Source organism: Pseudomonas sp. LBUM1649 (assembly GCF_059716155.1).
The window spans coordinates 1,934,826-1,956,961 of record NZ_CP166807.1 but is presented as its reverse complement, the minus strand read 5'-3'; the positions used below and the strand labels follow the sequence as shown (position 1 = coordinate 1,956,961).

Sequence of the window (22,136 nt, the reverse complement as noted above, 5' to 3'; positions counted from 1 at the left end):
TGGGCTTTTACACGGCTGAAAGGCCGTCTCGCTAATAAGGATCGTCGGGCATCGATTCTCATCGAGGCGCGGGGCTACACCCCCACTCAGACGCCGGATAGATGAAAGCAAGCCAACCACTCATCAAAAACAGTATTGCAGAAAAGGGGGTAACCATAGATGTAAAAGCGAAACCCTAAGTGGCCTTTACCGCAGCAATGGATATGTACTCCGCCAACAAATAATAGGTCGGCTGCCAAGCCGCCATCGCGAGCAGGCTCGCTCCCACAGTTGATCGGGAACAGCCGCAAGAGATTGGTCGGCTGTCAGGCCGCCTGCGCCGGCAAGCCGGAATCCTACAGACAGCGCAAACAAAAAAGCCGCATGAAACCCCGAGGGGCGTCATGCGGCTTTTTATGTTTGGCAGCTTTTACGCCTTCGCAGCCGGTCGCTTGTCCTCGACCTTCCACTTGCCACCATCGTAGAACGCTTTCCAGCCAGTCGGCTTACCGTCGACTTCGGTCTGCACGTACTGCTCCTTGGTCTTGCGGCTGTAACGGATCACTGCAGGCAGGCCATCCGGATCTTTCTTTGGCGCTTCGCAAAGGAAGTGGTACTTCGGATCGATCTCATCCTTGTGCGGCACGATCTCGATCACCAGCGGCGCACGGGTCTCGCGGTTTTTCGGGAACTGGCTCGCGGCCAGGAACAGGCCCGACGCACCGTCACGCAGGATGTAGGTGTCGTTGACCTTTTCGCATTTCAGCTCAGGCATCTTCACCGGGTCCATCTTCGGCGGCGCCGCATCACCGCTTTTCAGCAGTTTGCGGGTGTTCTTGCAGGTCGCGTTGGTGCAACCGAAGAACTTACCGAACCGGCCGGTCTTGAGCTGCATCTCGCTGCCGCACTTGTCGCATTCCAGGCTCGGACCTTCATAGCCCTTGATGCGATAGGTGCCCTCTTCGATTTCATAGCCGTCGCAATCCGGGTTGTTACCGCAGATGTGCAGCTTGCGCTTCTCGTCCAGCAGGTAGGCGTCCATCGCGGTGCTGCAGATCGGGCAGCGGTGCTTGCCGCGCAGCACCAGCGATTCCGATTCACCCTCGTCGTCCGCGGCAATTTCATCGCCCGGCACCAGGTTGACGGTCGCCTTGCAGCGCTCTTTCGGCGGCAGGCTGTAACCGGAACAACCGAGGAATACACCGGTCGACGCGGTACGGATCTGCATCGGACGCCCGCACGTGGTGCATGGGATGTTCGTCATCACCGGCTGATTGGCACGCATGCCGCTGTCCGGGCTTTCAGCCACTTCGAGCTTCTTCTTGAAGTCGCCGTAGAACTCGTCGAGCACGTTTTTCCAGTCGCGTTCGCCCTGGGCCACGTCATCGAGGTGCTCTTCCATGCCGGCGGTGAAGCCGTAGTCCATCAGGTTGGAGAAGCTTTCCGCCAAGCGCTCGGTAACGATGTCGCCCATCTTTTCCGAATAGAAGCGACGGTTGTGCAGCGCCACGTAGCCGCGGTCCTGAATGGTCGAAATGATCGCCGCGTAGGTCGAAGGACGACCGATGCCGCGTTTTTCCATTTCCTTGACCAGGCTGGCTTCCGAGTAACGTGCCGGCGGCTTGGTGAAGTGCTGGGTCGGATCAAGCTTGATCAGCTTCATCGCATCGCCCTGGGCCATGTCCGGCAGCACGTCGTCATCGCCCGGCTTGGCGATTTGCGGCATGACCCGGGTGTAACCGTCGAACTTGAGGATACGGCCCTTGGCGCGCAGCTCGAAGTCGCTGGCACCTACGGTGACCGTGGTCGACAGGTATTGCGCCGGCAGCATCTGGCAGGCGAGGAACTGGCGCCAGATCAGCTCGTACAGCCGCTCTGCATCACGCTCCATGCCCGACAGCTTGCTCGGCTCGGTGTTGGCGTCGGAGGGACGAATCGCTTCGTGAGCCTCTTGTGCGCCTTCCTTGCTGCTGTAGACGTTCGGGGTTTCCGGCAGGTATTTCTTGCCGAACTCGCCTTCAATATAGGTACGCGCCATCGCCACGGCATCGGCCGAGAGGTTGGTGGAGTCGGTACGCATGTAAGTGATGTAGCCGGCTTCGTACAGACGCTGGGCCATCATCATGGTTTTCTTCACGCCGAAGCCCAGGCGGTTGCTCGCGGCCTGCTGCAGGGTGGAAGTGATGAACGGTGCCGATGGCTTGCTGCTGGTCGGCTTGTCTTCACGCTTGACGATGCTGTAGCTGGATGCCTTGAGCTTCTCCAGCGCAGCCATGGCCTGGGCTTCGTTGAGCGGCTTGAAGGCTTCGCCTTTCTCGCGAGCGACGTCGAAACGCACGGTCGCGCCCTTGGCGGTGCCGAGGTCGGCGTGGACTTCCCAATATTCTTCCGGGATGAACGCGCGAATTTCGCGTTCACGCTCCACCACCAGCTTCACGGCAACCGACTGTACCCGACCGGCGGACAGGCCACGGGCGATCTTGGCCCACAGCAGCGGCGAAACCATGTAACCCACTACGCGGTCGAGGAAACGACGCGCCTGCTGGGCGTTGACACGATCGATGTCCAGCTCGCCTGGCCGGGAGAAGGCTTCCTGAATCGCCTTCTTGGTGATTTCGTTGAACACCACGCGCTTGTAGCGGCTGTCGTCACCACCAATGGCTTCGCGCAGGTGCCAGGCAATGGCTTCCCCCTCGCGATCCAAGTCGGTTGCGAGATAGATGGTGTCAGCATCCTTGGCGAGCCGGCGCAGCTCCTCGATGACCTTTTCCTTGCCCGGGAGGATCTCGTACTTGGCTTTCCAGCCATGGTCGGGATCGACGCCCATGCGAGCGACCAGCTGCTTGCGCGCCTTTTCTTTCGGCGACAAGGCCGGCGCTTCACCCGCAGCAGCCTTGCCGCGCTTGGCGGCTGGCTCTTTGCTGGCGCTAGCCGAACCGCTGGTGGGCAGGTCTCGGATATGGCCGATACTCGACTTCACCACGTATTCGTTGCCCAAATACTTGTTGATGGTCTTGGCCTTAGCCGGGGATTCCACAATGACCAGCGATTTGCCCATGGATCAGAAAATTCCTGAATTCTAAAAGTGAAAGGCGGTTGGCGCCTGACGCGGCACCGCTATATATAGTGGCTACAAGGTGAGGTCAAGCGCAGAGTCTTGCGCGCACTCAGCTTATGGCTGGTTGAAAAGGCTCGGTTCGGCTTGCACCAAAGCAAAGCGTGGCACCTGTTCGCCGTCAACTTCGACCGACTCCAGGAACATGCTCAAGGGGCGCACCCAAAAGCCGTAATCGCCATACAGGGCTTGGTAGAAGACCACTTCTTCCTCGGTTTCCGAATGCCGCGCAACACTGAACACACGGTACTGCGGACCTTTGTAATGTTGATAGAGCCCAGGTTGTATCGGCATGCTTCGGCCCTCACTCAAATCAGTTCGAAATAAAAAATAAAAAAACCCGCAAAAACAAAAACCGGGGCACTTGGCCCCGGCTTCCGTCAGCGCAACGCTTAAACGCGTTCGAAGACGGTGGAGATGCCTTGGCCGAGACCAATGCACATGGTGGCTACCCCAAGGTTGCCGCCATTTTGCTTCATCACATTAAGCAAAGTGCCGGAGATACGCGCACCGGAGCAACCGAACGGGTGGCCCAGGGCGATCGCGCCGCCGTGCAGGTTAACCTTCTCATTCATCTTGTCGAGCACTTTCAGATCTTTCAGCACTGGCAGGGCCTGTGCGGCAAAAGCTTCGTTAAGCTCGAAGTAGTCGATGTCGGAGATGCTCAGACCCGCACGCTTCAGTGCTTTATGTGTGGCCGGTACTGGACCATAGCCCATGATTGCCGGGTCCACACCTGCCACTGCCATCGAGCGGATCACCGCCATAGGCTGGATGCCCAGGTCCTGTGCGCGCTGCGCCGACATCACGATCATGCACGAGGCACCATCGGTGATCTGCGACGAAGTACCGGCGGTCACGGTGCCGCCCTTCGGGTTAAACGCTGGCTTCAACGCCGCCAGGCTTTCCAGGGTGGTTTCCGGACGAATGGTTTCGTCGTAGTCGAAGGTTTTCAGGAAACCGTTCTCGTCATACCCCTGCATCGGGATGATTTCGTCCTTGAACTTGCCTTCCAAAGTCGCCTTGTGGGCGAGTTGGTGGGAGCGCACGCCGAAAGCGTCCTGCTGTTCGCGAGTGATGCCGTGCATCTTGCCCAGCATTTCCGCGGTCAGGCCCATCATGCCCGAAGCTTTTGCCGCGTACAGCGACATGTGCGGGTTCGGATCGACACCGTGCATCATGCTCACGTGGCCCATATGCTCGACGCCACCAACCACGAAAACGTCACCGTTGCCGGTCATGATCGCTTGCGCAGCAGTGTGCAGGGCACTCATCGACGAGCCACACAGGCGGCTGACGGTCTGGCCGGCCGAGGTATGCGGGATCTGGGTCATCAGCGACGCCATGCGCGCGATGTTCCAGCCCTGCTCCAGGGTCTGGTTCACACAGCCCCAGATCACGTCTTCGACTTCGCTCGGGTCGACCTTGACGTTGCGTTCCAGCAATTTGCTGATCAGGAACGCCGACATGTCTTCGGCGCGGGTGTTGCGGTGCATGCCGCCCTTGGAGCGGCCCATCGGAGTACGACCGAAGTCGACAATCACGACGTCTCTTGGATTCAAGCTCATAAAATTTCACTCTCGCTCAAAAGTTGGGACGCTTAACCGAAGAACCGTTGGCCGGTTTTGGCCATTTCACGCAGTTTTGCGGTCGGGTGGTACAGCGCGCCCAAATCAGCGTACTGGTCAGCCAGGGCAACGAACTCTGCCACACCGATCGAATCGATGTAGCGCAGCGCACCGCCACGGAATGGAGGGAAACCGATACCGTAGACCAGACCCATGTCGGCTTCGGCGGCGGTTTCGACAATGCCGTCTTCCAGGCAACGCACGGTTTCCAGGCACAGCGGGATCATCATCCAGTTGATGATGTCTTCGTCGGTGACTTCGCGCTGTTCAAAGACGATTGGCTTGAGCACTTCCAGTACCGACGGATCGGCGACCTTCTTCTGCTTGCCGCGCTTGTCGGTCTCGTAGGCGTAGAAGCCCTTGCCGTTCTTCTGGCCCAGGCGCTTGGCTTCGTAGAGCACGTCGATCGCCGAACGACGGTCGTCTTTCATGCGGTCCGGGAAGCCTTCTGCCATCACGTCACGACCGTGGTGGCCGGTGTCGATGCCGACCACGTCCATCAGGTACGCCGGGCCCATTGGCCAGCCGAACTTTTCCATGACCTTGTCGATACGCACGAAGTCCACACCGGCGCTGACCAGCTTGGCGAAACCGCCGAAGTACGGGAACAGGACGCGGTTGACCAGGAAGCCCGGGCAATCGTTGACGACGATCGGGTTCTTGCCCATTTTCTTGGCGTAGGCAACGGTGGTGGCCACGGCCAGTTCGCTGGACTTCTCGCCACGGATCACTTCCACCAGCGGCATCATGTGCACCGGGTTGAAGAAGTGCATGCCGACGAAGTTTTCCGGACGCTTGAGGGCCTTGGCCAGCAGGCTGATAGAAATGGTCGAGGTGTTCGAGGCGAGGATGGTGTCCTCTTTGACCTTGTCTTCGACTTCGGCCAGAACGGCTTGCTTGACCTTAGGGTTCTCGACGACCGCTTCAACCACCAGGTCCACGTGACCGAAATCACCGTAGGACAGGGTCGGACGAATACCGTTGAGCACTTCAGCCATTTTCGCCGCAGTCATGCGGCCCTTGTCAACGCGGCCCACCAGCAGCTTGGCGGCTTCGGCCAGACCTTGCTCGATACCGTGCTCGTTGATGTCCTTCATCAGGATCGGCGTGCCTTTGGAAGCCGACTGATAAGCGATACCGCCACCCATGATGCCGGCGCCCAGAACGGCGGCCTGCTTCACATCCTTGGCGATTTCGTCATAGGCCTTGGCCTTTTTCTTCAGTTCCTGATCGTTCAGGAACAGGCCGATCAGGCTCTGTGCAGCCGAAGTCTTGGCCAGTTTGACGAAACCGGCAGCTTCGATTTCCAGGGCCTTGTCACGACCGAAGTTCGCGGCTTTCTGGATGGTCTTGATCGCTTCGACCGGGGCCGGGTAGTTCGGGCCAGCCTGGCCTGCCACGAAACCCTTGGCGGTTTCGAAAGCCATCATTTGTTCGATAGCGTTCAGCTTGAGTTTTTCAAGCTTCGGCTGGCGCTTGGCCTTGTAATCGAACTCGCCGGAAATGGCGCGTTTGATCAGTTCCAGGGCGGCATCCTGCAGTTTTTCAGGGGCAACCACGGCATCGACGGCACCGACTTTCAGTGCGTCTTCCGGACGGTTTTCCTTGCCGGCGGCAATCCACTCGATGGCGTTGTCGGTACCGATCAGGCGCGGCAGACGAACGGTACCGCCGAAGCCCGGGTAGATGCCCAGCTTGACTTCCGGCAGACCGATCTTGGCCTTGGTCGACATGACGCGGTAGTCCGCTGCCAGGCACATTTCCAGACCGCCACCCAACGCGATGCCATTGATCGCGGCGACAGTCGGGACGTTGAGGTCTTCGAAATCGCTGAAAATCTTGTTGGCTTCGAGGTTGCCAGCCACAAGCTCTGCATCCGGCAGCTTGAAGTTGTCGACGAATTCGGTGATGTCGGCGCCGACGATGAATACGTCCTTGCCACTGCTGACGATCACACCCTTGATCGAAGCATCTGCCTTGATGGCGTCCACGGCCTGACGCAGTTCGTTCAGGGTTAGACGGTTGAACTTGTTGACGGACTCACCCTTGAGGTCGAACTTCAGTTCGACGATGCCACTTTCAAGAGCCTTAACCGTGATGGCTTTACCTTCGTAAATCATCAACTGGATCTCCACGATATGGAAGCTGAACAGTACACGTCGGACGCAGGCGGATGGCTGGCAGGGACGTCTATCGTCAATGCTACGCCTATCCACCCGGCACACCCGCCAACGCGATAGTCGGGATTCTGTAGGAGCGGTTTGTAAGACAAACGCTCAATTCATACGCCCGTTTGATTTGGGGTACGCCACCTTCACGGAATTTCCGACAATTGTCAATCGCCCAAAATGCGGGTTGAAATATGACTTTTCGGTCATTTCTGTAAGACGAAGGCCTGCAACAGCTGTTGCATGAGCAGCCATTCATAGGATCAATCATTAGAAAATTCGCCCTAATTCGCGGCAATCTGTGCCTGACCGGCTACGCTGGCGGAACCTGGGGAATAAATTGAACGCTTTTGGCGAATGCCCAGCGTAATATCAGCCCAAACCGAATTACCGGCCTGCCTGGCCAACCCCGCCCGATGACGTTGTCGGGCTTTTTATTACCTGCGAAAAAGTGCGGTCGACGCTTGATCGCTCGCGATGAACCCTTGTAGGAGCGAGCATGCTCGCGAAGAACCTGAGAGCGCCGCGGGGTGTCAGGTGTCCAACGTCATCGTTGACGACCATCGCGAGCGGGCTCGCTCCTACAGGGAATCGGTTTCAGGCCAGCGCTTTGAGGGTGGCATCGATATTTTGCAAAACGGTCACCTCACCCTTCTCACCCCAATACAGGGTGATCATCTGCTTGTCGGCCTCGACCTTGTAGACGTTGTCTGGCAACTTTTCGAAATGATTGAGCAGCGCGGGATCTTCGCAGGGTTCCTGCCACTGATTGACCCACAGACCCGGTGATTTTTGCCAGTAACTCCAGCACGCCGGTTGATTGCCCCGGCGTGGTCGATGGTACTGCGCGCAAGGGTTTGGTGGCTCCTGACTGAGCCAGTGCGGCCACTCCTGAGGCGCCAGCTGCATGGCCAGGCCAATGCGTCGCGCCTCCATGCGCAGGGCCATGCGCCCGCTCTGATGGCGCGAGGGTCGCAGCCATGCCAAGGGGCTCAGCACCACCAGCAGGATTGACACCACTATCCAGACCGTCATATCTGTACTCCCGATTCTTGATGAGCACATTGAGCCACTTTGGAACCAATGCGCTTGAAACCAGCCATACTTACCAAGATTGCATTCCTCAGGAGGAGCACCTCATGCCCTACAACCACATTCTGGTCGCTGTAGATCTAACCGAAGAGTGCGACCCTGTAATCCACCGTGCCCGCGAGCTGTCGGTGAGCAATGGGGCGAAATTGTCCCTGGTGCATATCGTCGAGCCAATGGCCATGGCCTTTGGTGGCGATGTGCCAATGGACCTGTCACAACTGCAACAACAGCAGTTCGACCAGGCCAAGGAGCGTCTCGATCGTTTGATCCTGAAATACCCTGAGCTCTCCAGGGAATACAGCCACTTGACCTACGGCCAGCCACGCCAGGAAATTCATCACCTGGCCAAGGAGCAAGGGTGCGACATGATCGTGGTCGGCAGTCACGGCCGCCATGGCCTGGCACTGCTGCTGGGCTCCACCGCCAACGACGTCCTGCACGGCGCGCCTTGCGATGTGCTTGCAGTACGCCTGCAAAGCAAAAGCTGATAACACAGCCCCCCTGTAGGAGCGAGCCTGCTCGCGAAGAACCTGAGAGCGCCACGGGGTGTCAGGCTCCCCGTGTCATCGTTGACGACCATCGCGAGCAGGCTCGCTCCTACAGGGGTATTGCATTGCATATGAAAAGCCCGGCGTTCACATATGTGAAGCCGGGCTTTTTTATTGCAGGATCAATCAGGCATCCAGCTCGGCCCAGCGCTCGACCATGATGTCGAGTTCAGCCTGCAACTGCGCCAGCTGCGCGATCACCGCAGCGGTTTCCGCAGCCGGACGCAGGTAGAAGCCGGCATCAGCCATCTGCCCCTCAAGCGCAACGATCTGCTGTTCCATGGCTTCGATCTGCCCCGGCAACGCTTCCAGCTCTCGCTGCACCTTGTAGCTGAGCTTCTTCTTCGCCACCGGCGCTTCGACCGCCGCCGCAACAGGCGCAGACTCGGCCTTGACCACAGCGGAGTTCAGGTCGGCTTTGCCGGATTTGCTCTCGGTCACGCCCAACAGGCGCGGTGAACCGCCCTGACGCAGCCAGTCCTGATAACCACCGACGTACTCGCGAACCTTGCCTTCACCCTCGAAGACCAGGGTGCTGGTGACCACGTTGTCGAGGAATGCCCGGTCGTGGCTGACCATCAGCACGGTGCCGTTGAAGGTCAGCAAGACCTCTTCGAGCAGTTCGAGGGTTTCCACGTCGAGGTCATTGGTCGGTTCGTCGAGCACCAGCAGGTTCGCCGGCTTGCTGAACAGCTTGGCCAGCAACAGGCGGGCACGCTCACCACCGGACAGCGCCTTGACCGGCGTGCGGGCACGCTGCGGGCTGAACAGGAAGTCGCCGAGGTAGCTCAGCACGTGGCGGCTCTGGCCGTCGATATCGATGAAGTCGCGACCTTCGGCGACGTTGTCGATCACGGTCTTTTCCAGATCCAGCTGGTGGCGCAACTGGTCGAAGTAGGCGACGTCGATCTTCGTCCCCTCTTCCACCTTGCCACTGGTCGGCTGCAAGCCGCTGAGCATCAACTTCAGCAGCGTGGTCTTGCCGGTGCCGTTGGCGCCGAGCAGGCCGATGCGGTCGCCGCGCGTCAACACCATCGAGAAATCCTTGATCAGGAACGGGCCGCCCGGGTGCGCGAAGCTCACGTTCTCGAGGACCATCACCTGCTTGCCCGACTTGTCAGCGGTGTCCAGCTGAATGTTGGCCTTGCCGGTGCGCTCACGACGCTCGCTACGCTCAACGCGCAGGGCTTTCAGGGCACGCACGCGACCTTCGTTACGGGTACGACGGGCCTTGATGCCCTGGCGAATCCACACTTCTTCCTGGGCCAGCTTCTTGTCGAACAGCGCGTTGGCGGTGGCTTCGGCGGCCAGCTCGGCTTCTTTATGCACCAGGAAACTGGCGTAGTCGCCGTTCCAGTCGATCAGGCCACCGCGATCCAGTTCCAGGATGCGGGTCGCCAGGTTCTGCAGGAAGGAACGGTCGTGCGTGATGAACAGCACGGCGCCCTGGAAATCCTTCAGCGCTTCTTCCAGCCAGGCGATTGCACCGATGTCCAGGTGGTTGGTCGGTTCGTCGAGCAGCAGCAGGTCCGGCTCGGACACCAGGGCCTGGGCCAGCAGGACACGACGACGCCAGCCACCGGACAACTCGGCGAGAGTCTTGTCGGCCGGCAACTGCAGGCGACTCAGGGTGCTGTCGACCAGGGTCTGCAAACGCCAGCCGTCGCGGGCTTCGAGGTCGTGCTGGACGTGCATCAGCTTGTCCAGGTCGGCATCGGTGACGATGTTCTGGCTCAGGTGGTGATATTCGGCGAGCAACGCGCCAACACCGTCCAGGCCTTCGGCAACCACGTCGAACACTGTCCGCTCGTCGGCTACCGGCAATTCTTGCGGCAATTCGCCAATCTTGAGCCCGGGTGCGCGCCAAACCGAGCCGTCATCGGGCTTCTGGTCGCCCTTGACGAGCTTCATCATGCTGGACTTGCCAGTGCCGTTGCGGCCGATGATGCACACCCGCTCTCCACGGGCGATCTGCCAGGACACCTTGTCCAACAACGGCATAGCGCCGAAAGCAAGGGACACATCGCTGAATTTGAGCAGGGTCATGAGCTTCTCCAAAAACCGGGCGCGCATTCTACCTGAAACGGGGCCTCAGCAGGCCGGCAATTTCACCCTGGCAACACTCTGCACGACAAATGTTGCGAACTGATGCAGACAGGTCGGCAAAGCTTTCGCCCGTTGCTGGCAAAAGGCTAAGCTACGGATAATTCAGTGTGGGCATCGCCAGCACTTATCGTGTTTTTTCTGTCCGGACGTCTCATGCGCAGTCGCCTTCTCAATCTTTTGTCGTGTTTTTTACTTTCTGCCGCTGCCGTTCAGTCCGTCCAGGCGGTGGACCTGTCCACCCAACGCCAGTACTACGATGAAGCCAAGCGCGCCCTGGCCAAGGGCGACACTGGCCCATATTTCCGTTACAGCCAGGCCCTGGCCGACTATCCGCTGGAGCCGTACCTGGCCTACGACGAACTGACCGCGCGGCTGAAAACCGCGAGCAATGCCGAGATCGAGAAGTTCCTCGCCGAACACGGCGACCTGCCCCAGGCCAACTGGATGAAGCTGCGCTGGTTGCGCTGGCTGGCCGAACGCGGCGACTGGGCAACGTTCGTCAAGTATTACGACCCCAAGATGAACTTCACCGAACTGGACTGCCTGAACGCGCAGTACCAGATCAGCCACAACCTCAAGACCGAAGGTTATGCCAACGCCAACAAGCTTTGGCTGACCGGCAAAACGCAACCGGCGGCGTGTGACGCCCTGTTCGGCATGTGGGCCGCCGAAGGCCAGTTGACCGAGCAGAAGCGCTGGGAACGCACCAAGCTTGCCGCCCAGGCGCGCAACTACCCACTGGCCAACAGCCTGGTCAATGGCTTGACCACCCTCGCCCCGCGTGGCCGCCTGCTGATCGATGTGGCCCAGAAGCCGGAGCTGCTCAATTCGCCGTCGCGCTTCACCCCGGCCGACGAACCAATGTCGGACATTGTCAGCCTCGGCCTGCGCCGTCTCGCCCGCCAGGACCCGGACAGGGCCATGAGCCTGCTCGACGGTTATGCCAGCAGCATGCACTTCTCCCGCGATGAAAAAGTGGCCATCGCCCGGGAAATCGGGCTGACCCTGGCGCGACGTTTTGACAGCCGCGCGCTGGACATGATGACCAAATACGACCCGGAACTGCGCGACAACACGGTGTCTGAATGGCGCATGCGTTTGTTGCTGCGCCTGGCGCGCTGGGACGATGCCTACCAATTGACTCGTCGCCTGCCCCAGGACCTGGCCACTACCAACCGCTGGCGCTACTGGCAGGCCCGCAGCCTGGAACTGGCGCAACCGCAGAACCCCGAAGCGCAAACCCTCTATAAAGGCCTGGCTCGCGAGCGGGATTTCTATGGTTTCCTCGCCGCCGACCGTTCGCAGTCGCCGTATTCGCTGAACAACAAACCGCTGGTGCTCAGCCAGGCGCTGATCAACAAGGTGCGCAATACCCCCGGCATACGTCGCGCCCTGGAGTTTCATGCCCGCGGGCAGATCGTCGACGGTCGCCGCGAGTGGTATCACGTCAGCCGCCACTTCAGTCGCGACGAAATGGTCGCCCAGGCAAAACTGGCCTACGACCTGAAATGGTATTTCCCGGCGATTCGTACCATCAGCCAGGCACAGTACTGGGACGACCTGGACATTCGCTTCCCGATGGCCCACCGCGAAACCCTGGTCCGTGAAGCCAAGGTCCGCGGCCTGCATTCCAGCTGGGTATTTGCTATCACCCGCCAGGAAAGCGCCTTCATGGAAGATGCCCGCTCCAGCGTCGGCGCCAGCGGCTTGATGCAATTGATGCCGGGAACCGCCAAGGAAACCGCACGCAAGTTCAGCATTCCGCTGGCCTCGCCGCAGCAAGTGTTCAACCCGGACAAGAACATCCAGCTCGGCGCGGCCTACCTGAGCCAGGTCCACAGCCAGTTCAACGGCAACCGCGTCCTCGCTTCCGCCGCCTACAACGCAGGCCCGGGCCGCGTGCGCCAGTGGCTGCGCGGTGCCGATCACCTGAGCTTCGACGTCTGGGTGGAAAGCATCCCGTTCGACGAAACCCGCCAGTACGTGCAGAACGTGCTGTCGTATTCGGTAATTTACGGCCAGAAACTCAACTCGCCACAACCACTGGTGGATTGGCATGAGCGGTATTTCGACGACCAATAACAGGCGGCCTGGCCAGCTTCTTTCAGCCGCTCTCACCTGTAGGAGCGAGCATGCTCGCGATGGAGCCGAGAGCACCGCGGGGTGTCAGGCTTCCAGCGTTATCGTTGACGACCATCGCGAGCATGCTCGCTCCTACAGTGGCTGTGCATTACAGCCAGATGGCATCCCATAGCGGGTAGTCACCCACGTGAGATACCAGTCCGGCCCGCAGAGGGTTGGCGATAATGTACCGGGCCGCGGCTTTTAGATCCTCCTCGTGCCGCAGGGCCCGGTCGAAGTAACCTTTTTGCCATACGGGGGCACACTGGCCTCGCCTCAAATTGATGAGGCGTGCACAGCGAGCTTTGGTGGCTTGCATCAGTTTTGGCAGATCACCGTTATGCAATTCAACCAGCCAATGAAAGTGATCCGGCATGACTACCCAGGCTATAGACGTTGCGTTGCCCGTTTCCTGAGCTCTTCTGAACTCGTTCACTACCAAGCGACCAACATACAAATCCTGGAAGAGCGGTTGTCGGTCATGGGTGACTGCTGTCAGCAGATAGATGCGTCCGGATTCCGAGTGGCGGCCGGTGCGTAAGCGGTGGGCTTTCGGGGTGTTTGACATTCCGTTGTCCTCTTCGGTGGCTGGAAGAGAAACGGTAGGCGTGGGGCGGGAGGTTGTCGCTTCGGCTGTGGATCAGAATATGTCTTGCACCCTGGAGCGAGCATGCTTGCAATGAACCCAAGAACGCCGCGGGGTGCCAGGCTTCCAGCGTTATCGTTGACGACCATCGCGAGCATGCTCGCTCCTACCGGTGGTCCGGTGGTTGATCGCAGGAACGGCTTGAAGCTCTTGTAGGAGCGAGCATGCTCGCGATGAACCCGAGAACGCCGCGGGGTGTGAGGCTTCCAGCGTTATCGTTGACGACCAACGCGAGCATGCTCGCTCCTACGGTGGTCCGGTGGTTGATCGCAGGAACGGCTTGAAGCTCTTGTAGGAGCGAGCATGCTCGCGATGAACCCGAGTACGCCGCGGGGTGCCAGGCTTCCAGCGTTATCGTTGACGACCATCGCGAGCATGCTCGCTCCTACGGTGGTCCGGTGGTTGATCGCAGGAACGGCTTGAAGCTCTTGTAGGAGCGAGCATGCTCGCGATGAACCCGAGAACGCCGCGGGGTGTGAGGCTCCCAGCGTTATCGTTGACGACCAACGCGAGCATGCTCGCTCCTACGGTGGTCCGGTGGTTGATCGCAGGAACGGCTTGAAGCTCTTGTAGGAGCGAGCATGCTCGCGATGAACCCGAGTACGCCGCGGGGTGTCAGGCTTCCAGCGTTATCGTTGACGACCATCGCGAGCATGCTCGCTCCTACAGGAATCGTGCCACAGCCTGCTTGCCAAGCTGGGTCAATCGGTATTTTTGAACCGGACTGTTTGGCGTCTCAGGGTCGGTCATTTCAATCAGAGAGCCGGCCAACGCAGGCCTGAGATAGTTGGCCCGAAAAGTGGCCTTGTGCGCCAAACCCACCTCAGCCATCAAGTCGCTTATTTTAAGCTGGCCTTTTACATGCAACACGGAAAGCAGTCTTCCTACTGGGTCGGTTACTGGGTCGGTTACTGGGTCGGTTACTGGGTCGTTTACTAGGTCGGTTACTGGCTCACCGAGTGCCGCTTCCGCAAGTGCAACGCTCAATGCCTGCAACATGAACTCAACGAAAGGCGTGGATTCGGCTAACTGATCAGCTGTCGACAACGCTGCGTAATAAGCGTCCTGCTGCTCTCGAACCACCGCTTCGACTGGCAGGTAAGACAACACCGGCCGCCATTGGCTGAGTATCAGTGTTTGCCAAAGACGCCCCATGCGCCCATTACCATCGGCGAAGGGATGAATGAACTCGAACTCGTAATGAAACACACAGCTAGTGATCAGTGGGTGCCAATCAGAAGCCCCGAGCCACGCCAGCAAGTCATCCATCAAATGCGCAATGGGGCTCGGCGGGGGCGCCATGTGGACCAGTCTGTCGCCGCGGTAGATCCCCACGCCGGCTCGACGAAACTGTCCGCAGTCGTCGATCAAACCGCCCATCAGCAGCTCATGGGCACGAAGCAAATCGGCGCGGCTGGCCGGTTGCCAACCAGGCATGGCTTCATAGGCCGCAAAGGCATTGCGCACCTCCTGGATTTCCCGAGGCAATCCCAATACCCGTTGCCCGGCCAGAACAGCAGTGACCTGCTCAATGCTAAGGGTGTTGTTCTCGATGGCCAGGGAAGCCTGAATTGTTCGAATCCGGTTGCTACGACGTAACTGAGGCGTTTGCAGGCGCTCGTCCATCGCCGTTAGCTGTCCGATCTGTTCGCTGATTCCGGCGATCAGCGACAGGATTTTCGGCGTCAGAGTCAACGGTGGTTGATAGCGGCCCATATCCTCATCCAGTCTCATTCTCAGGCCGACATAATGCCCCAATCCGTCAGCATTCAGCAGCCCCGATTCATGCCGCTTCATGCCCATCACTGAACTGCAACGCCGCCAACCGCGCATACAACGCATTGTTCGCAATCAGCGACTGGTGCGTCCCCACCGCCACCAGTTTCCCCTGATCCATCACCGCAATGCGATCGGCATTTTTCACCGTGGCCAGGCGGTGGGCGATGACCAGGGTGGTGCGGTTTTTCATCAGGCTCGGCAATGCCTGCTGGATCAGGTGTTCGCTTTGGGCGTCGAGGGCGCTGGTGGCTTCGTCCAGTAGCAGGATGGGCGCATCCACCAGCAGCGCGCGGGCGATGGCCAGGCGCTGGCGCTGGCCGCCGGACAAGCCGAGGCCGCCGTCCCCCAGGTGCGTCTGGTAACCGTGGGGCATGGCTTCGATGAAGTCGTGGGCGTAGGCGATTTTTGCCGCCTCCCGGACTTCGGCCAGGGTCGCCGTCGGGTTGCCGTAGCGCAGGTTGTCTTCGATGCTGCCGAAAAACAACGCCGGAGTTTGCGAGACCAGGGCGAAGCAGCGCCGCAGGTCCAGTGGATCGAGTTGGGTCAGGGGCACGCCATCGAGCAGGATGCGCCCAACGGCTGGGTCGTAAAAGCGCAGCAACAGGTCATACACCGTCGATTTGCCGGCCCCGGACGGCCCGACCAGCGCCAAAGTTTCCCCGGCCTGGATGGTCAGGCTCAGGCCGTCGACGGCGTAAGTTTCGGGGCGCGAGGGGTAGCAAAAGCGCACGTCCTGCAACACCAGGTCCCCCCTCACCCGCTCGGGCAAGGTCACCAGGCCAGTGGTCGGTGGCTGGATGATGTTCTGCGCACGCAGCAACTCGGCGATCCGCTCTGCCGCGCCCGCCGCGCGTTGCAACTCGCCGATCACCTCACTCAGGGTGCCGAACGCACTGCCGACGATCAGGCTGTAGAAGACAAACGCCGCCAGCTCACCCGCGGAAATCCGCCCGGCAATCACGTCCATGCCGCCGACCCAGAGCATCACGCCGACGGCGCCCAACACCAGCAAGATCACCAGGGTAATCAGCCAGGCCCGCTGGAAAATACGCTTGCGCGCGGTGTCGAACGCCTCTTCCACGGTGACCGCGAACCGTTGTTCATCCTGGGCCTGGTGGTTGTAGGCCTGCACGGTCTTGATCTGGCCCAGGGTCTCGGACACATAGCTGCCGATATCGGCAATCCGGTCCTGGCTCAGGCGCGACAGGCTGCGTACCCGTCGGCCGAAAATCAGGATCGGCGCGATCACCAGCGGCAAGGCAATCACCACGATGCTGGTGAGCTTGGGATTGGTGACAAACAGCAGGACGATCCCGCCGATCACCATCAGCAAGTTGCGCAAGAAGAGTGACAAGGAGGAGCCGATCACCGATTGCAGCAGCGTGGTATCGGCGGTTAGTCGCGACTGGATCTCGGAGCTGCGGTTGTCCTCGTAGAACCCCGGGTGCAGGTAGATCAGATGATTGAACACCCGGCGGCGGATGTCGGCGACGCAACGCTCGCCGATCCACGACACCAGGTAAAACCTTGCAAAGGTGCCGAGCGCCAGGCCGATCACCAGCAGCATGAACAAACCGATGGACTGGTTAAGCAAATGCGGCGACTGGGTCATGAACCCCTGGTCCACCAGCAGGCGAATGCCCTGCCCCATGGACAAGGTAATGCCCGCCGTGACGACCAGGGCGAACAGGGCACCCAGCGCTTGCCAGCGATAAGGGGCGATGAAACGACTGGCCAGGCGAATCGCACGACGGTGACGAACAGTGAGCATTTGCATCATCCACAACGGAGCCATTGATAGGACCAGCGTACACCGACCAATAAGGTGCAACGGCTGAATCAGAATGAGTCAGGTTAATTATGACCGTGCAGTCTAGTACCTAGACATTATTGGTCTAAAGTTGCGGTAGCCAGGTCGGGCTATTTCTGGTCGACTGGCGGTGCCGTTCAGGAGCGATCGCAGGGAGTTGTCACAGCCTGGTCACCTGACGGTTCTAAACTAGGCACACAACCTGATGAGGAGACAGGCAATGTCCTTGCAAAACCGCAGCGATGACAAGATTGAAGTGATTCGCACGCAGCCAGACCAGTCTCTGGGGTGCTCGATAATCGATGAACAGGGCCGCGAAGTACCGATCACTGAAAACATGATCCAGAAAGCGTGCAGCGAACTGGAGAAGCGATTGGTCAAGCCTGCCGAACAAAAGTGATGTAACCACCGTCTTCATTGACCCGGCCCTTGAGGGCCGGGTTTTTTAATGCCTGATCTTCAGATAGCCGTCGCGCCAAGCGCCGCAACGATCTGCTGCAACACCGGCGCATCCCTATCGATCCTCACCTGCAACCCGTCGATCTCCCGTCGCGACGCATACTGCTTGCGCAACACATCGAACGCCGCACGCTGCTCCTTCACACTGCCCACAAGGCTACGGCGAAAATCAGCATCGTCACGGCGCGGGTCGTACACGCCACGGCACAACATCGCCAGGGCCCAGGCCGGATCGGTGTCAGCACTCAAGGTCACCTGCGACAGCCAGGGCGCCGGCAGCAAGTCGTTCAGGCTGATCTGGGGCGCTTGCCCGAGGAACTCGCAGTACGCCTGATAGATCTGCGCAGTTCCGCGCTGCCTGCCATCGAGGCTGTACCCGGCAATGTGCGGCGTGGCCAGCACGCAGAGTTCGGCCAGGGCCACATCGACTTCGGGCTCGCCCTCCCAGACATCGAGTACCGCCTGCAGGTCTTCGCGCTGCAGCAGCACCTCACGCAGGGCGCTGTTGTCCACCACCGGGCCACGGCTGGCGTTGATCAGCCAGGTGCCGGGCTTGAGCCGGTTCAGGCGGCGCTGATCGAACAGGTGCCAGGTCGGCTGGGCACCCTGCCGGGTCAGCGGGGTGTGCAGGCTGATGACGTCGCACTGCTCGATGATCTGCTCAAGGCTGACGTAATCGCCCCCTTCAGCGGCCTGGCGTGGCGGATCGCAGACCAGGACCTTCCAGCCCAGGCCCTGCAGGACCTTGACCAGTCGACCACCCACCTCACCGGCACCGACCACGCCGTAGGTGCGCTGGGTCAGGTCGGCGCCTTCGATTTCAGCCAGGGTCAGCAGGCTGCCAAGCACGTAGTCGACCACGCCCCGGGCGTTGCAGCCCGGCGCGCTGGACCAGGTGATGCCGGCCTGCTGAAAGTATTCCAGGTCCAGGTGATCGGTGCCGATGGTGCAGGTGCCGACAAAGCGCACCTTGCTGCCTTCGAGCAACGCACGGTCGACGCGGGTGACCGAACGCACCAGCAGCACATCGGCCTGTTCGACGGTGGCGCGGTCGATGGAACGCCCTGGCACCCGGCGGATTTCACCGAACGTTTGGAAGAAGGCGTCGAGCAGGGGGATATTTTCGTCGGCAACAATCAGCATGTCAGGCTCCTTTGGCGGATCGGCAGTGTAGGCGTAGACGTGGCCCGACGCCTAGCACGCATCTTGTGGGTTGTAGGCTGTAGGAGCGAGCATGCTCGCGATGAACCCGAGAACGCCGCGGGGGTGTCAGGCTTCCAGCGTCATCGTTGACGTCCATCGCGAGCAGGCTCGCTCCCACAAAGGGAAAAGGGGGGCGGGATTACAAATCCCCAACACAGTCTTTTCCTGACCGCTGCGTCAACGCGTAGAATGCGCACCCGCGCATCAAAAAACTTTGGACGTTTTGCCCTTGAACTCCGTGATTGACCACACTGCCAGCCCTTCCCTCTCCCGCCCCGCCCGGGTTCGCCTCGAGCTGAAAAACCTGCTCGGCCTGGCCTTGCCGATCATGATCGCGCAGCTGGCCACCACAGCAATGGGCTTCGTCGATGCGGTGATGGCCGGTCGGGTCGGGCCGCGCGACCTGGCGGCGGTGGCGCTGGGCAACTCGATCTGGGTGCCAGTGTTCCTGCTGATGACCGGCACCCTGCTGGCCACCACGCCGAAAGTCGCCCAGCGCTTCGGTGCCGGCACCCACAGCGAGATCGGTCCGATCGTGCGTCAGGCGCTGTGGCTGGCCTTGGTGGTGGGCCTGATGGCGACCGGCATGCTGCTGTGCGCCGAACCGATCTTGCGCGTGATGAAGGTCGATCCCGAACTGATCGGCCCCTGCATGCAGTACCTGCACGGCATCGCCAGCGGCCTGCCCGCGGTCGCGCTCTACCATGTGCTGCGCTGCTTCAGTGATGGCCTGGGTCGCACCCGACCGGCGATGGTCCTGGGCCTGTGCGGCCTGGCGCTGAACATTCCCCTGAACTACGTGTTCATCTATGGGCACTTCGGCGTGCCGGCCATGGGTGGCGTCGGTTGCGGCTGGGCCACGGCGATCGTGATGTGGGTGATGGCCCTGGGCATGGCCGGTTGGGAGCGCTGGGCGCCGGCATATCAATCGAGCCAGCTGTTCAGCCGTTTCGACTGGCCGCAATGGTCGGTGATCAAGCGCCTGCTGGGCATCGGCCTGCCCATCGGCATTGCCGTGTTCGCCGAGTCGAGCATCTTCGCGGTGATCGCCCTGTTGATCGGCAGCCTCGGCGCCACCGTGGTCGCCGGGCACCAGATCGCCCTGAACTTCAGCTCGCTGGTGTTCATGATCCCCTACTCCCTGGGCATGGCCGTGACCGTGCGGGTCGGCCAGGCGCTGGGGCGCGAGCAACCCCGTGAAGCGCGCTTCGCCGCGGGCGTCGGCATGGGCACGGCGCTGGCGTACGCCTGTCTCTCGGCGAGCATGATGCTGTTGCTGCGCGAGCACATCGCAACGATCTACACGGCGGACCCGACGGTGATCAAAGTGGCGGCGATGTTGATTGTGTATTCGGCGCTGTTCCAGTTTTCCGATGCGATCCAAGTCACCGCGGCCGGTGCGTTGCGCGGCTATCAGGACACCCGGGTGACGATGATCCTGACGCTGTTCGCGTACTGGGGCATCGGCCTGCCGGTGGGCTACGCCCTCGGCCTGACCGACTGGTTTGGCACGCCAAGCGGCCCGAGCGGCCTGTGGCAGGGCCTGATCGTCGGCCTGAGCTGCGCGGCGCTGATGCTGTCGATCCGCCTGACGCGCAGCGCACGCAAGCGGATTCGCATCAGTCACTCAACCGCGTAAAAAAAATGCCTGCAAATGCATAATGCTGTTCACTTAAGACAATTTTCAGGCAAGCAAGAAATTTGTGGCGAGGGGATTTATCCCCGTTGGGTCGCGAAGCGGCCCTCAGCGTCCATTCAAACTGACCGAGTTGTTCTGAACTACGACTGCTTCGCAGCCGAACGGGGATAAATCCCCTCGCCACAATGTGGGGCACCACGCTTAAGTGAACAGCATTACTGCAATGCAGGCCTTTGTTTCGACATCGATCAAACGGACTTCTTGCGAATCCAGTACAGATAAGTGCCAGCATCTTCATGCTGCCCCACCAGCTCATGGTCGAGAAATACGCAGAACTTGGGGATGTCACGGCGGGTCGACGGATCGGTGGCGATCACCTTGAGCAGGCCGCCAGGCACCAGGTCACGGATGTGCTGGTGCAGCATCATCACCGGCTCCGGGCAATTGAGGCCGGTGGCGTCGAGGGTGCCGTCTACCGGCGTATCAAGCATTTCACTCATGATTCACTCCTGAAACTTGCCGGCATTGTCGCGCATTGCCGGGTGTTCGGTCATCTGTGGCATTACGCCGCCCCCCCTGTAGGAGCGAGCATGCTCGCGAAAAACCCGAGGGCGCCGCGGGGCATCAGGCACCCCGCGTAATCGTTGACGACCATCGCGAGCATGCTCGCTCCTACAGGGAGCCGGGTTGCTAGCGGGACTTGGGTTTCTTCACGTCCAGCCGGCGCAAATGGCAGGTCACTTCTTCACGGTCGTGATACAGCTGCTTGCAGCCTATCTCCACCCGAATCCCCCGCGCCTTGAAACCATCGGCGATGCGCTCGAGCAAGCGCTTCACTTCGGCGTAGCGCTGTTTCATCGGCAGCTTGAGGTTGACCACCGCCTCGCGGCAATGCCCCTCGCCGATCCACTCCTCCAGCATCGCCGCGTTGCGTGCCGGTTTCTCGACGATGTCGCAAACCATCCAGTCCACCGGCTGCTTGGGCTTGAAGGTGAAACCGTCGGCCATCAAATGCTGCACCAGGCCGGTGTCCATCAGACTTTCAGCCATCGGGCCATTATCGATGGCGGTCACCAGCATGCCGCGGTTGACCAACTGCCAGGTCCAGCCGCCGGGCGCAGCACCCAGGTCGACACCGGTCATGTCACTGTGCAGGCGCTCGTCCCACAGGTCCCGCGGGATGAAATGGTGCCAGGCCTCTTCGAGCTTCAAGGTCGAACGGCTCGGCGCCTCGCGCGGGAATTTCAGACGCGGAATGCCCATCGGCCACATCGCCGAGTTGTTCGACTCCGCCAGGCCGACGAACACTTCACGGCCACTCTTGAACGTCAGCAACAAACGCGGCTTGCTCGCATCGTCCACCAGCTTGCCGGCGCCGGTCAGCGCCTTGCGCAGCGGGCCTTCGAATTTCTTGCAGAAGTTCGATAGCTCCTTGCCATCATTGGTGTCGACCACTTCCAGCCACAGGCTGCCGCAGGTCGGAAAACCCGCCAGGTGCGCGAGGATCACGCTGATGCGATCGCTTTCCGGCAGGTCGATGAAGATCCCCCGGGCCCACTGCCGCGGGAAGATCAGATTGGCAAAACGCTGCCCCCGCATCAGGCGCTCGGCGCCGTCTTCTTCGGTGCAGACAAACTCGGCGCAGGCGCTGGCCGCCTTGGCCTTGGCATAACCGGCCACGTTCAGTTGTGCGGCGAGGTCGGAAATCTCGGAGCAGACTTCACCTTCGAAGCCCGGCCGGCAATGCATAAAAAGGGTGTTCATTCTTACTCCTGGGCAGATGGCGAGACATTCAACCACTGCGCGATGCCCAGACTTGCGCTGGCGCAAAGCCTGTCACGAA

At 60.4% G+C, this 22,136-nt stretch carries 16 protein-coding genes and 1 pseudogene; 4 read left to right on the top strand and 13 right to left on the bottom strand.

Translation table 11 applies throughout. The features are described from left to right. Positions 1-409: 409 nt before the first annotated feature. The 6 genes and pseudogenes from topA to ACA058_RS08970 form a co-directional block, all read right to left on the bottom strand. The gene (gene topA, locus ACA058_RS08995) at positions 410-3,037 is read right to left on the bottom strand and encodes a type I DNA topoisomerase (RefSeq protein WP_497638761.1); all 2,628 of its coding nucleotides are present in this window, start codon (positions 3,035-3,037) and stop codon (positions 410-412) included. 114 nt (positions 3,038-3,151) lie between these two features. Then, complete coding sequence (locus tag ACA058_RS08990) at positions 3,152-3,388, bottom strand: DUF1653 domain-containing protein (protein WP_497638760.1); 237 nt, start codon at positions 3,386-3,388, stop codon at positions 3,152-3,154. A 98-nt stretch (positions 3,389-3,486) separates the two neighbouring features. Beyond that, positions 3,487-4,662, bottom strand: a complete 1,176-nt coding sequence (fadA, locus tag ACA058_RS08985; protein ID WP_497638759.1) for an acetyl-CoA C-acyltransferase FadA — start codon at positions 4,660-4,662, stop codon at positions 3,487-3,489. Between the two features lie 32 nt (positions 4,663-4,694). Continuing rightward, positions 4,695-6,842, bottom strand: a complete 2,148-nt coding sequence (gene fadB, locus ACA058_RS08980) for a fatty acid oxidation complex subunit alpha FadB (RefSeq protein ID WP_497638758.1) — start codon at positions 6,840-6,842, stop codon at positions 4,695-4,697. A 534-nt stretch (positions 6,843-7,376) separates the two neighbouring features. Then, positions 7,377-7,454 (bottom strand): annotated as a pseudogene (locus ACA058_RS08975) (outer membrane lipoprotein carrier protein LolA); the annotation flags it as partial. A gap of 33 nt (positions 7,455-7,487) precedes the next feature. Then, on the bottom strand, positions 7,488-7,925 hold the full coding sequence (locus ACA058_RS08970) for a hypothetical protein (protein ID WP_497638757.1): 438 nt from the start codon (positions 7,923-7,925) through the stop codon (positions 7,488-7,490). 104 nt (positions 7,926-8,029) lie between these two features. On the opposite strand from ACA058_RS08970, the gene ACA058_RS08965 reads away from it, so the two are divergent. Continuing rightward, entirely contained in the window at positions 8,030-8,470 is a 441-nt protein-coding gene (locus ACA058_RS08965; RefSeq protein WP_497638756.1) for a universal stress protein, read from the top strand. 186 nt (positions 8,471-8,656) lie between these two features. Here the strand turns inward: ACA058_RS08965 and ACA058_RS08960 are convergent, their stop codons facing one another. Beyond that, positions 8,657-10,576, bottom strand: a complete 1,920-nt coding sequence (locus tag ACA058_RS08960; protein WP_497638755.1) for an ATP-binding cassette domain-containing protein — start codon at positions 10,574-10,576, stop codon at positions 8,657-8,659. A 213-nt stretch (positions 10,577-10,789) separates the two neighbouring features. Here ACA058_RS08960 and ACA058_RS08955 point away from each other — a divergent pair, with 213 nt between their 5' ends. Further along, entirely contained in the window at positions 10,790-12,718 is a 1,929-nt protein-coding gene (locus ACA058_RS08955; protein ID WP_497638754.1) for a transglycosylase SLT domain-containing protein, read from the top strand. A 148-nt stretch (positions 12,719-12,866) separates the two neighbouring features. On the opposite strand, the gene ACA058_RS08950 is transcribed toward ACA058_RS08955, so the two are convergent. From ACA058_RS08950 to ACA058_RS08940, 3 genes are all read right to left on the bottom strand, one after another. Beyond that, positions 12,867-13,325 carry an REP-associated tyrosine transposase gene (locus ACA058_RS08950; protein WP_497638753.1) on the bottom strand — a complete coding sequence of 153 codons (459 nt, stop codon included), beginning with the start codon at positions 13,323-13,325 and terminating at the stop codon, positions 12,867-12,869. 741 nt (positions 13,326-14,066) lie between these two features. Beyond that, the gene (locus ACA058_RS08945) at positions 14,067-15,119 is read right to left on the bottom strand and encodes a Fic family protein (RefSeq protein WP_497639888.1); all 1,053 of its coding nucleotides are present in this window, start codon (positions 15,117-15,119) and stop codon (positions 14,067-14,069) included. A 67-nt stretch (positions 15,120-15,186) separates the two neighbouring features. Continuing rightward, the gene (locus ACA058_RS08940; protein ID WP_497638752.1) at positions 15,187-16,953 is read right to left on the bottom strand and encodes an ABC transporter transmembrane domain-containing protein; all 1,767 of its coding nucleotides are present in this window, start codon (positions 16,951-16,953) and stop codon (positions 15,187-15,189) included. Positions 16,954-17,212: 259 nt separating this feature from the next. On the opposite strand from ACA058_RS08940, the gene ACA058_RS08935 reads away from it, so the two are divergent. Beyond that, positions 17,213-17,392 (top strand): PA1571 family protein, encoded by a 180-nt coding sequence (locus tag ACA058_RS08935; protein WP_497638751.1) that lies wholly within the window; start codon positions 17,213-17,215, stop codon positions 17,390-17,392. A 59-nt stretch (positions 17,393-17,451) separates the two neighbouring features. Here ACA058_RS08935 and pdxB read toward each other — a convergent pair whose 3' ends face one another. After that, complete coding sequence (pdxB, locus tag ACA058_RS08930) at positions 17,452-18,594, bottom strand: 4-phosphoerythronate dehydrogenase PdxB (protein ID WP_497638750.1); 1,143 nt, start codon at positions 18,592-18,594, stop codon at positions 17,452-17,454. A gap of 289 nt (positions 18,595-18,883) precedes the next feature. On the opposite strand from pdxB, the gene ACA058_RS08925 reads away from it, so the two are divergent. Continuing rightward, a complete protein-coding gene (locus tag ACA058_RS08925) occupies positions 18,884-20,293 on the top strand; it encodes an MATE family efflux transporter (RefSeq protein WP_497638749.1) in 1,410 nt (469 codons plus the stop codon). Between the two features lie 248 nt (positions 20,294-20,541). On the opposite strand, the gene tusA is transcribed toward ACA058_RS08925, so the two are convergent. Both tusA and rlmM read right to left on the bottom strand, forming a co-directional pair. After that, positions 20,542-20,793, bottom strand: coding sequence for a sulfurtransferase TusA (gene tusA / locus ACA058_RS08920; RefSeq protein ID WP_056857100.1), 252 nt, complete (start codon positions 20,791-20,793; stop codon positions 20,542-20,544). Between the two features lie 190 nt (positions 20,794-20,983). Beyond that, positions 20,984-22,057 (bottom strand): 23S rRNA (cytidine(2498)-2'-O)-methyltransferase RlmM, encoded by a 1,074-nt coding sequence (gene rlmM, locus ACA058_RS08915; RefSeq protein WP_497638748.1) that lies wholly within the window; start codon positions 22,055-22,057, stop codon positions 20,984-20,986. Positions 22,058-22,136 lie beyond the last annotated feature (79 nt).